3 protein-coding genes and 1 pseudogene are annotated in these 13150 nt (G+C 68.5%); 1 reads left to right on the top strand and 3 read right to left on the bottom strand.

Features of this window, described 5'->3' with window-relative positions; all coding sequences use genetic code 11:
• Positions 1-70 precede the first annotated feature (70 nt).
• Positions 71-254 (top strand): annotated as a pseudogene (locus ACWDZ7_RS34800) (IS481 family transposase); the annotation flags it as partial.
• Positions 255-347: 93 nt separating this feature from the next.
• Here ACWDZ7_RS34800 and ACWDZ7_RS34795 read toward each other — a convergent pair.
• From ACWDZ7_RS34795 to ACWDZ7_RS34785, 3 genes are read right to left on the bottom strand one after another with little or no spacing between them, the layout of a single operon-like run.
• Complete coding sequence (locus ACWDZ7_RS34795; RefSeq protein WP_451802608.1) at positions 348-1445, bottom strand: prephenate dehydrogenase; 1098 nt, start codon at positions 1443-1445, stop codon at positions 348-350.
• Positions 1446-1472: 27 nt separating this feature from the next.
• Positions 1473-10895, bottom strand: a complete 9423-nt coding sequence (locus ACWDZ7_RS34790; RefSeq protein WP_451802606.1) for an amino acid adenylation domain-containing protein — start codon at positions 10893-10895, stop codon at positions 1473-1475.
• A complete protein-coding gene (locus ACWDZ7_RS34785) occupies positions 10895-12850 on the bottom strand; it encodes an ABC transporter ATP-binding protein (RefSeq protein WP_451802647.1) in 1956 nt (651 codons plus the stop codon). The genes ACWDZ7_RS34790 and ACWDZ7_RS34785 overlap by 1 nt, the downstream gene beginning before the upstream one ends.
• Positions 12851-13150: the final 300 nt, after the last annotated feature.

Genomic DNA, 13150 nt, shown 5'->3' with positions numbered 1-13150 from the left:
ACAGAAGAATCATCCGCCTGACGGGCGAGCGCGGACAACATGTCCAGTCACACCGGACACGGTCGCTTCGACCGCGATCGACGACTGCACCCGCCTGCGCGTCCTGCGGGTCCACGGCATAGCGCACGCCTGCGTCACGCCCCGCACGTCACGCCTGAACGGCATGGTCGAACGGGTGCCACCGGATCGACGCCGAGGAGTTCTACCGGCTCCTGGACGGCGTCGTCATCGGTGATGCCCAGGCCATCGGTGATGCCCGGGTCTTCGGTGATCTTCAGGCGCGCACCAGCGGAGCGAACACCTGGCCGCCTGCGGGGCGAACCACACATCGGGGCGCGGCCGGACGCTCAGCGCTCGTGCCAGCCGCCGGTCCGCAGGGCTTCCCGCAGCGGTGCCGTCATGCCGGGAGCGACGCTGACATGGACCAGGCCGGCCTGCCGGCCGGTGGCATGCTCGATGCGGATGTCCTCGATGTTGACGTCCGCGCGGTCCGCGTCCGTCAGCAGCCGTGCCAGTTCGCCCGGCTGGTCCCCGATCATCACGGTCACCGATTCGAACCGCTCAGGCTGCGTCCCATGCTTACCGGAGATGCGGCCGCGGCCTGACACCCCCCTGCGCAGCATGGTCCCGACCGTCTTCATGCCACTGCTGCGCTTGGCTTCGTCCGTCGCTGCCATGGCGCGCAGCCCGGCGACCATCTCGCTGAGATCGGCGCCCAGTTCGTCCAAGAGGTCCGCCACGACCGCGGCGTTGCCGCCCAGTATGTCCAGCCAGAGCTGGGGGTCGGCCTCGGCGATCCGGGTCAGGTCCCGCAGCCCCGGGCCCGCCAGGCTCACCTCGCGTTCCTCGGCATTCTCCAGGCGCATCGCGACCAGGCTGGCCACCACATGGGGCGCGTGGGACACCAGCGCCACCGCACGGTCGTGCACCGCCGCCTCCATCAGCACAGGAACAGCGCCGCACAGCGTCACCAGTTCCAGTGCCGTGTTGAGCGTTTCAGTATCGGTGTCCGCCGTTGGCGTCAGCGCCCAGGTGCGGCCTTCGAAGAGGTCGCCCCGGGCCTTCAGCGGGCCACTGCGTGACGCGCCCGCCATGGGATGTCCGCCGATGTAGCACGAGGTGTCGCATTTGAGGGCGGCGACGTCGTGCTGCGTTTCCGCCTTCACGCTGGCCACGTCCGTGTAGTGCCGCGCCAGGTGCCCGCCCTGTGCGTCCGCCAGCACCTTGCCGACCAGCGGCGGCGGCACCGCGACGATCGCCATGTCGACGGTTTCCGTGGGCGACTGCACCGTACCGGCGCCCAGCGACGCGGCTGTCCGGGCAGCCGCCGAGTCGACGTCCCTGAGGTACACGGTCACGCCACGGGCCCGCAGCGCCAACGCCACCGACGTACCCATCAGTCCTGTGCCGATCACCAGCGCGGAGTGCATCACGGCCACATCCATTCCTTCGGTCGACCCGCATGAGCGGTCTTACTGGTGGTCGAACTCGGCCTCGAACGCGTCGATCTCCTCCTGGTCCAAGTCGAGGAGGTCGACGCTGGATGTGGTGTCCGCGCCCGCGGCAGGATCATCCGCGCCCAGCTCTGCGATCGTCGCGATGCCCGCGGGCGTCCGGTGCTCGAACACCTCCCGCGGGCCGAAGACCATGCCGTCACGGCGGGCGCGCGCCGCCAGTTGCATCGAGAGAAGCGAATCCCCGCCCAGCTCGAAGAAGCTGTCGTCCGCACCGACCCGCGGCAGGCCGAGCACTTCGGCAAACAGATCACACAGCATCCGTTCGACCTCCGTGACCGGCTCCCTGCCCGAAACGCGTTGGCTGAAGTCGGGATCCGGCAGCGCCTTGCGGTCGACCTTCCCGTTCGCTGTCACTGGCAGCGCCTCGAGCACCACCACCGCCGCGGGCACCATGTATTCCGGCAACCGGGCCGCCACACCCTCGCGCACCGCGACGGCATCCACTGCGGTCTTGCCGGCGGGGGTCACATACCCCACCAGCCGTTCGCCGGCGTTACTGGCGCGGACCACCGCCACCGCCTGCCCCACCGACTCCTGCGCCACCAGTGCCGCCTCGACTTCACCAGGCTCAATGCGGAACCCCCGCACCTTCACCTGGTCATCGACACGACCAACGAAGACCAACTCCCCTTCCGGGTTCCACCAGACCAAATCCCCAGTCCGATACATCCGCTCACCAGAACCGAACGGATCGGCTACGAATCGAGCCGCGGTCAGCCCCGCTCGGCCCAGATACCCCCGCGCGACGCCCACACCGGCTATATACAGCTCGCCCACCGAACCCGGTGGCACCAGCCGCAGCCATGAGTCCAACACGAACGCCCGCGCGTTCGCGGTCGGATACCCAATCGGTGGAATCTCGTCACCGTCCGGAATCGCCCGGCCGATGGTCATGGCGATGGTGGCCTCGGTCGGCCCATAGGTGTTGATCATCCGGCGCCCGCGCGACCACCGGTGCACGAGTTCAGGAGGACACGCCGCCACACCCAGGACCAGGCATGGCAGTACCGCCTCGGGTGCTTCGGGAACGGTGGCCAGCACGGGGGGCGGGATCAACGCATGGCTGATCTCCCGGCCGGCCAACACCTCGGCCAGCTCTCCACCGGCCACCACACCCTCAGGCGGAACCACCAGTGCCGCGCCGCCACCGATTGCCATGAGCAGTTCCAACACCGAGACATCGAAACTCGGTGATGCCAATGCCAGGACCCGGCTCCGTGTGGTCAGATCCAGCCGCTCGACCAAGCTGCTGGCCAGACTGGCCAAGCCCGTATGGGTGACCACAACGCCTTTGGGTTCCCCGGTGGAGCCGGAGGTGTAGATGAGGTAAGCCGAATTCTCGGGCACTGCCCGCGACCGCACCGGATCGGTGGGGTATCCGCTGACCGCGCGCACCACCGACTCGTCCACCACGATCGCCGGCTGCGCGTCGGCGAGGATGTAGTCGATGCGCGCCTGGGGGTAGTTCGCATCGATGGGTAGCCAGGCGGCGCCGGCCTTGGTGACACCCAGCACGGCGACAACCAGTTCCAGGCAGCGAGGCAACATGACCGCGACCCGGTCCTCGGGTCCGACGCCGTGGTCGATGAGCCAGTGGGCAAACTGGTTGGCGCGGACGTCGAGCTGGGCGTAGGTCAGCGACTGGTCTTCGAAGATCGCCGCAGTCGCCTCAGGGGTGGTGGCGACCTGCGCGGCGAACAATTCCGGCAGCGTCTGTGCCGCCACCTCCGCCGCGGTGTCATTGCACGCCCGCAGTTGTTCCCGTTCGGAGTCGGTCAAGATGGGCACCACGGACAGCGGCAACTGCGGAGCGGCCACCAGGGCTTTGAGCACCTGCGTGAACCGATCCAGCACGGCATCGGCCTGCGCGGCAGTGACCAGCGCCGGCTGGCGTTCCAGCCGCAGCTGCAAGCCGTTGTCCGGGATGGCCGTCAGTGCCAGGGGGTAGTGGGTGGAATCGGCGTCAGTCACGCCCCGCACACGCAACCGAGCCGGTTCTGCGTCGGCAGCTCCGTCATCGATCGCAGCAGGCTTGGGGTAGTTCTCGTAGACGAAGAGAGTGTCGAACAGCTGCCCCATCCCGGCGGCCTGCTGAATGTCCGTGAGCCCGAGGTGGTGATGAGCCAGTACCGCTGTCTGCTCGCTCTGCAATCGCCGCACCAGCTCGGTGAAGGAGTGCTGCGGCTGCATCCGTACCCGGATCGGGACGGTGTTGATGAAGAGTCCGACCATGGTCTCGATCCCGGGAAGCTCGGCCGAGCGCCCGGACACCACCGACCCGAACACCACATCGTCGCGACCGGTTGTCGCCGCCAACACCATTGCCCACACCGCCTGCAGCAGCGTGCTGACCGTGACACCGAACTCGCGGGCCCTCGCCGCCAAAGCCTCGAAGAACGTTTCGTCCAGTGCGGCCCATATCTGTTCGGACATCTGGACCGGCACCGGCCGGTCCGCGGCGACCAGAGTCGGCTCCGGCAAGCCGGCCAAAGCGTCGCGCCATGCGGCGATTGCGGCGTCTCGATCGGTTTCGCTCAACCAGGCCAGGTACTGCCGATACGGCGTCACCGGCGCCAGCACGAGCGGATCTGCTCCGTTGCCGTACAGCTTGAACAGCTCATCCAGCAGCAGGTGTATCGACCAGCCGTCGAGCAGGATGTGATGAGAGGTCAGCACCAGCCGGTATTGGTCCGGACCCACCGCGATCACCACGAACCGCAGCAGCGGGGGCCGGGCAAGCTCGAACGGCTTTGCCCGTTCGGCCGCGGCCACCGCCACCGCTTCGGCCTGCGGATCTGCCGATTCCGTCACGTCCACCAGCGTCAATGGCACCTCCACGGTGCCCGCGATCACCTGGTAGGGGACCCCGGCAGCGCTGTGCCGGAATCCGGCACGGAGATTGGCGTGCCGATCCAGCAGCCCGCACACCGACTTCCGCAGCAGCTGCATGTCCAGCGGACCGGTCAGGTCCAACACCGCCTGTGCGGTGTAGACATCGACGCCATCGCCTACGTAGCCGGCGTGGAAGGCCAGCCCGTGCTGCAACGGGGAGAGCGGCAACACATCGGCCAACCCGCCGGCACCCGAGTGTTCGGCCTCAAGGGCCTCGATCTCGTCCTGCTCCAGGTCGACGAGAGCGAAGTCGGATGCGGTGTGTCCGCCTGCGGCGGGATCATCCGCCTGACGGGCCAACCCGGACAACATGTCCAGCCATTCCTGGCCCAGTCGTTCGACCTCGGCCTCGTCGAGCAGATCGTCCGGCCATTCCAGCGTGAGCATCAGCTCCGGACCGTCCGGCAGGTCCCGGACGATCGCGTTGGCGTCCACCGCGTGCGGCAGGTCCGTGCTCGAATCCATCGAACTGCCGATGTCCCCGGCCAACTGCCACGCCCGCACACCGTTGTGGTCACCGGCCGCGAACCGGCCCAGGTAGTTGAACCCGATCCGGGGCGACGGCAATGCCGCCAGAACCGGCCCGGTCTCACCGTTGAGATAGCGCAACAACCCGTAACCGAGCCCATCGCCGGGCACCGCCCGCGACTGCTCCTTGACCACCTTCAGTAGCCGCCCGGCCGCCGAACCACCGGAAAGCACATCCGCCAGGTCGATCCCCGCCACGTCCAGCCGCACCGGGTGCACGCTGGTGAACCAGCCCACTGTCCTGGACAGATCCATTCCGTCGACGGGATGACGGCCGTGGCTCTCCACATCCACCAACAGCGCGTCCCCGCCGCGCCACCGCGCCACCGCGCCGGCCAACCCGGCCAGCAGGACTTCATGCGCCCCGCAGTGGTACACCCCCGGAGCCCGCCCCACCAGCACCGACGTCTCCGCCTTCGGCGCGACCCACGACCGCGAGCGCACAGCACCGCCTGCGTCCCGGCCTGTGGTCAGCCCACGCGCACCGACCGGCTGCTCCTCCTGCCCGACGATCGCCTTCCACGCCGCCAACTCACCGACCCGCTCCGCGGAGACCGCCCACTCCTCCAACAGAGCTGCCCACCGCCTGAACGACACCCCCACGGGTTCCACCACCGGGACCCGTCCGGCGGCCGCCGTCTCGCAGGCGGCCCGCAGATCCGGCAGCAGGACCCGCCACGACACCCCGTCGACCGCCAGGTGGTGAACCACCACCACCAACCGCCCGAGCCGGTCCTTCCCCCCGTCCACCCATACCGCCTGCACCACCACACCCGCCGCGGGATCGAGCCGCTCCACCGCCCCCCGCGCGGCGTCCTCCACTACCTCATCCAGCGAACGTCCGGCAGCCTCCACACGCGTAATCAACCCGGACGGATCCACCGACCCGGGCTCACCGACCACCAGCCGCCCCGGCTCCACCCGCACACGCAACATGTCATGCGAATCCACCAGCGCCGCCAGCCCCGCCGCCAGCACGTCCTCCGTCAGATCCGACGGCGCACCCACCACCACCCACTGGGCAAACCCTGCCCCCACAACCCCGTCCCCCAGCATCCGCATGACCGGCGTCCACTCGACACCACCCACACCGTCAGCAGCGGGGGAACGATCACTGTGCGGCAGCGGCGATGCTGCCGCCAGGCGCGCGAGCCGCTCCGGCGTCCTGCACTCGAAGACATCCCGCGAGGTGAACGTCAACCCGGCATGCCGCGCCCGCGACGCCAGCTGCATCGAGAGGATCGAATCCCCGCCCAGCTCGAAGAAACTGTCGTCCGCACCGACCCGGTCGAGTCCGAGCGCCTCGGCAAAGAGGTCGCACAGCACCCGCTCGGTCTCCGTGACCGGCTCCCGTCCCGCGGTCGCGGCGGCGAAGTCGGGAGCAGGCAGTGCGCCCCGATCGATCTTCCCGTTCGCCGTCACCGGCAGCGCATCCAGCGCTATCACCGCCGCGGGCACCATGTGCTGAGGCAGCCGGGAAGCAAGCTCCTCGCGGACCGCGCGCGGATCGATATCGCTCGGTGAAACATAGGCCAGCAGCCGGTCCGCGCGGACGGTCACCGCGGCTTGGGAGACCCGCGGGTGGTCGGACAAGACAGACTCGATCTCGCCGGGTTCGATCCGGAACCCACGGACTTTGATCTGGTCATCGGCCCGCCCGGCGAACACCAACTCACCCTGGCTCGTCCAGTACGCCAGATCCCCTGTCCGGTACATCCGCTCACCAGGGGCGAACGGATCAGCCACGAACCGCTCCGCCGTCAGCCCCGCGCGCCCCAGATAGCCGCGGGCCAACCCGATTCCGGCCACGTACAGCTCACCAGCGATCCCAGGCGGCAACGGAAGCAGGAACGCGTCCAGCACATAACAACGGCCTCCCGCGATGGGCGTCCCGATCGGGACCACATTCCGGCCCGCCACCAACGGCGTACTCATCGCCGCGCACACCGTGGCCTCGGCCGGCCCATAGGCGTCGATCAGCCGCCGACCCTTCGACCAGCGATCCACCAGGCTCGGCGAACAGGCCTCCCCCGCCACTACCACCGTCTGCAGCCCGTCCGGCAAAGCGTCGGCCGTGCCCAGCACCGACGGCGGAACCGTCACGTGCGTGACCTGCCACCGTTCCAGCGCCTCGGCCAACGACACCTGCGGCGGCAGATCTCGCGGCGGCGCCATGACCAGCGTCGCACCCGACAGCAGTGCCATCAGCACCTCCGACACCATGGCGTCGAAGCCCAGCGCCGCGAACTGCAGGACCCGTGACGACGGCGACACACCGAACCGGTCGATCTGCGCCGCCGCCAGATTGCCGAGCCCCGTGTGGGAGACGACGACCCCCTTCGGAGCGCCCGTCGACCCCGACGTGTACATCACATACGCCGCGTCACCCGGACACACCTGCGGCAACCCCGCGTCCGAGCCCCCCGCCAGATCGGCCTCGCCGACCACGACCAGCCGATCCGCGAACTCCTCCGGCACCGCCGGCCGTGTTGTTTCCCCACACACCACCGCCACCGGATCGGCGTCGTCCAGAATCCACTTCACGCGCTCGGCCGGATACGCCGGATCCACCGGAACGAACGCACCACCCGCCAAAGACACACCCAGTATCCCGACCAGCCACCACGACGACCGCTCCACCACCACGCCCACCCGGCGCTCCGGCCCGACCCCGCGAGCCCGCAGCACAGCGGCCAGTCCCACCGCCCGGTCCCACAACCCTCCGAAGGACAGCTCACCCTCACCGTCCACTACCGCCACGTCATTCGACCGCTCCGTCACCACCCGCCTCACCAAGGCCGGCAATGACTCCCCCGCCGCCAACGCCGGGTCCCAGTCATGCGCCTGGTCCTCAGCCACCCCGACCCGCCCCACCAGTGCGGACGGATCAGCGACCAGCGCGGCGAGCGCGTCAACGAACCACCGCAGAGCCGACTCGGCAACGCTCTCGCGGATCTGCCCCCGCCAGTAGCTGAGCTGGATCCTGAAATGATCTTCCGGGATGATGCCGAGGGTCAGCGGATAGTGGGTCCCCTCGACCGTGCCCAGATACGTGAATGGGCCTGCGAAGTCACGCGGATAGTTCTCGAACACCAGCAACGTGTCGAATGTCGCGCCGGAGCCGACCGACTTCTGGATCTCCGGCAGCCCCAGATGCTGATGCGGTATCAGGGCCGCCTGCCGGCGCTGCAATCCGGCGAGCATGTTCCTGACCGATTGCCCGCCGTCCAGTGGCACCCGGACCGGCACCGTGTTCATCATGAGGCCCGGCATCGACTCCACACCCGCGAGCACCGCGGGACGACAGGCGACCGTGGTGCCGAAGACCACATCGGTCCGCCGCAGAAGTCGCGCCAGTACCATCGCCCACGCACCCTGTACCACTGTGTTCAGCGTCAGCCCGTGATCGCGGGCCAACCGCATCAGCCGGGTGTGAAGATCCGCCGACAGGTGGACGACGCGGTGGTCGTAGTCCGCCGCGGGGGCCGCTGTGGCGACCAGCGCCGGCTCGTCCAGACCGGACAGCTCCGCCCGCCAGGCCGCACGTGCCGCATCCTTGTCCTGCCGGTCCAGCCAGGCCAGGTAGTCCCGGTAGGAGGCCGAACCCGCCCGTTCCGGGAGCTGCCCACCGGCCGTATACGCCGTGGCCACCTCGTTGAGGATGACCGCCACCGACCAGCCATCGATCAGGGTGTGGTGAATGACGACCAGCAGGCGGTGCCGGTCCTCGTCGATCTGAATCAGCACCAGCCGGGCCAGCGGAGCCTTGGCAAGATCGAACCGCTTCTCCTGTTCCCGTTCGACGAGGGCGTCGACGGCCGCGTCGACATCGCTCGCACCCCTCAGATCCACCTCCTGCCACGGCAAGGTGACGTGCCGGTGGACGACCTGCACCGTCTTGCCCGACGGGAGTCGATGGAAGCTCGGTCGAAGCTGGGCGTGCCGAGCGAATACCGCCTCCCACGTGGCCCGCAGCCGGGCCGCATCCAGCGGTCCGTCCAGCTCCAGGAGCCAGTGCACCTGGTAGATGTCGCGACCCTGATCACCGGGACCCTGATCATCGAGGGTCGACTGGAAGACCAGCCCTTCCTGGAGCGGCGCCAGCGGCCAGACCTCCTCCGCCTGCGAATCAACGATCGCCAGCTCCGCCTTGTCTTCCGCGGTCAGAGCGATCAGCGGCTGGTCGACGGGGCGGTCAGCCGGTACGGCGCGCGCCACAGCCGCCAGCCGTGCGGGGGTCTGCTCCTCGATGATCTGGGCGGGTGTCAGCAGCAGGCCGGCTTTGAACGCACGTGCCGCCATGCGCATCGCGACGATCGAATCCCCGCCCAACTGGATCAAGTCGTCGTCGACACCGACTCGTTCCAGGTCGAGCATCTCGGCGAAAAGATCGCACAGGACGCGCTCCGCCTCGGTCACGGGTTCACGGCCGGCAGCACTCGCCGCGAACTCGGGCGCGGGCAACGCCGCTCGGTCCACCTTGCCGTTGCCGGTCAGTGGCAGTGCGTCCATCACGATCACAGCGGCCGGGACCATGTAATCGGGCAGTTCCGCCCCGAGGCGTTCGCGGATGAGATCGGGATCCGCGTCCCCATCCGCCACCACGTAACCGATCGGGCGCCCATCGATCGCCACCAGCACGGCGTCGTGGACGCCCGGCTGAGCCGTCAGCGCGGCCTCGATCTCGCCGGGCTCGATCCGGTATCCGCGGATCTTCACCTGGTGATCGACCCGGCCGGCGAACAGCAACTCGCCGTCCGCGGTCCACTGGGCGAGGTCCCCGGTCCGGTACATCCGCCCACCCGTCACCTGATCACCACCCCCCTCGGAGGGGCTGCCGGGTGCGTACGGATCCGCCACGAATCGCTCCGCGGTCAGACCCGGCCGGTTCAGGTAGCCGTCCGCCAGACCGGCACCGGACAGGTAGAGCTCACCGACCACACCCGGCCCCACGGGCCGCAGCGACTCGTCGAGCACCTGCGCCCGGCGGCCCGAAAGCGGCCGTCCGATCGGCAACGTCGGACCCATTACGTCACCTGGCTCGAGCACATGCCACGTCGCCCACACCGTCGCTTCGGTCGGGCCGTACAGATGCCGAATCCGTGCTCGGGGACAGGCCTCCCGCACCCTTTGCACCGCGTGCGCGGGCACCAGGTCACCACCGGTCTGCACCTCATGGAGCCCCGCGAACGACTCCGGCGACTCCTCCGCCACAGCGCGGAAGTTCCCGGCGGTCAGATACGCCCTCGTCAACCCGGCCGCGACCAACTCCCGCAGGCGCCGGGCATCCACCGGCCCCGGCCCGGCGATCATCACACGGGCACCCCATGCCAGCGGCACCCAGATCTCGAACATGGAAGCGTCGAAGGCGTACGGCGCGTGCATGAGGACCGCGTCGCCGGGTTCCATCGCCCAGCCGGAACTCTCCACCAGCTCCACAAGGCTCCGATGCGGGACGGCCACCCCCTTCGGGGTGCCCGTTGAACCGGAGGTGTACATCACGTAGGCCAGATCGCCCGGGTGCACCGGAACCGCCGCCGCGTCGCACGCACCTTCGTCCATGGCAGCGTCCAGCTCGATCGACTCGATCCCGTCCGGTACGCCGTCGCGCGCCGCGACCGAGCACACCATCAGGGACACCCTCGCATCCGCCAGCATGAACGCCACCCGCCGCGCTGGATAAGCGGCGTCCACAGGCACGTACACCGCCCCCGCCTTCCATACGGCGAGCAGCGCCACCAGCAAGTCGGCCGAACGGTCCATCATGACTGCGACGCGGTCGCCGCGGCGGGTGCCTCGACTGATCAGGCGCCCGGCCAGCCGGCCCGCTTGCTCATCGAGTTGCCGGTACGTCAGGACCCGATCACCGTCGACGACGGCCACCGCCTCGGGTGTCCGGTCAACGTGCGAGGCGAAAAGCTCCAGCACCGTCGGTGTGGCTTGCGCTGTGGAATTCATCATTCTCCTTCACGAACCACCTGATGCACCGGCCGGAGTGCGTTGTCCGGTCCGGGCCCGGCCCCGAGTTCGGCGGGCTCGGCGCCGTTGCCTCCCGGCTTGACGAACTGCGTGTGGTAGAGCTCGGCATAGAGGCCACCCTTGGCCAGCAACTCATCGTGCGTCCCGTGCTCGCAGACCCGTCCGTCGTCGATCACGAGAATCTGGTTGGCCTCGCGGATCGTGGACAACCGGTGGGCTATCACCAGCGAGGTACGGCTGCGCAGGGCGATCTTGAGTGCCCGCTGGACGGCGGCCTCCGACTCGGAGTCCAGGTGCGCGGTGGCTTCGTCCAGCACGACGACCGAGGGTGCCTTCAGCAGCAGCCGGGCGATGGCCAGTCGTTGCTTTTCCCCGCCCGACATGCGGTAGCCGCGATCGCCCGAGACGGTGTCGAGCCCACTGGGGAGGGATTCGATCAGATCCCAGATCTGGGCCCCTTTACACGCCTCGATCAGCTCGTCCTCGGTGGCGGTCGGGCGAGCGTAGAGAAGGTTCTCCCGGATCGTGTCGTGGAACAGGTAGGCGTCCTGGCTGACCACCCCCACCGTTTCGCGGAGCGAGTCGAAGGTGAGGTCCCGCAGGTCGTGTCCGCCGAGGCGAACGGTCCCGGAGTTCGAGTCGTACAGCCGGGACACCAGGTGAGTGATGGTGCTCTTCCCCGCGCCGGACGGGCCGACGAGCGCGGTGAGGGTTCCGGCCGGCACGTGAAAGTTCACGTCGCGCAGGACATCCGGCGTCACTTCCCCACGCTCGCGATCGGTCCGCAGATGCTCCAGGGACGCCAGGGAGACCTCTTCCGCGGTGGGATAGCGGAACGACACATTCTCGAACTCGATGTCCGGCGCCACGTTCTTCGCGAGCGCGACCGCATCGGGGCGTTCCTGGATCAACGGCTTCAGGTCGAGCAGTTCGAAGACCCGGGAGAAGCTCACCACGACGGTCTGCGCGACCTGCTGCATCCCGGACAGCTGGGTGATCGGTCCGAACAGTCGCTGGAGCAGCGTGGCGATGGCGATCAGCGTGCCGAGCTGGAAGGTCCCGGCGAGCACGAGCCCGCCACCGATCCCGTAGACGATCGCCGTGGCGAGCGAGGCCATCAGCGTCATCATCACGAAGGCCATCCGGCCCCAGACGGACAGGTTCACACCGATCTTGCGGATCCTGTTGGCACGGTCCGCGAAGTCGGCCATCTCCTCGTCCGGACGACCGAAGAGCTTGGAGAGCATCGCCCCCTGCACGTTGAACCGCTCCTGCAGCCGTCCGCCGAGGCCGGTGTTCTCGTCCATCTGCCGTCGGGTGCGCTGCTGTATCACCCGCCCCACGCGAACCCAGGGCACGATGAACATCGGAACCAGCGCCAGCGTGATGACGCCGACAAGCCACGACAGGTAGAACAGCTCGGCCAGCACCACCACGACCATGACCGCACTGGTGGCCGCCATCAGCAAGCCGCTGAACTGCTGCTGCGCCATGATCAGTTCGGTGTGCAGCCGACCGACCAGCACCCCCGTCTGAGTGCGGGTGAAGAACGCGAGCGGCATCCGCCGGACGTGGTCGAGCGCCTGAACCCGGAGGTCGTAGGTGACCACCTGCCCGATCCGCCCGGAGATGTAGGCGGACACCAACGACAACCCCGCGCCCAGCACGGCAAGCCCCGCGGCCAGGCATGCCGTCGAGACCACGACCCCGCGATCGTTCTTGACGATGCCGTTGTCGACAAGCTCCCTCAACAGCAAAGGAGTTGTGGCGACGGTAAGCGCCTCCATCGTGGCGACCACAACGAAGAGCGCCACCGTGCGGATGTGCGGGCGAAAGTAGGTGAGCACTCGGCGCACCGTCCCCGGGTGGACCGTGGTCTGCCAGGGATCGGGATCGTCATCGCTCTTCTTCACCCCCTGGTAGCGCAACACCATCTCCACGCAGGTGCCCCTCTCAAGGACTCACGAAGTCAGCGAATCTCAATCGTGCTGAATCAAGTCGATGTCCACGAGTGGGTCCAACTGAAGGCTTCCAGCACTTGGACGCGTCTACCGACGTCCGGGCCACACGGCCGCGACGGCACGGGGCTGGGAGTGCCGCGCACGCAGGTGACACATCAACACGCCGCCATCATGAGCCGTTCGTTCATTCGAGCGCCAGGCACACAAGTAGCGCAACACCGCCGAACGGTGCTCGCCGTCACCGACAGTAGCGGGCTCACCACCGCGCCCGCC

The sequence above is a fragment of the Streptomyces sp. NPDC003032 genome (assembly GCF_053591415.1).
This window is presented reverse-complemented; position numbering and strand designations above follow the sequence as displayed.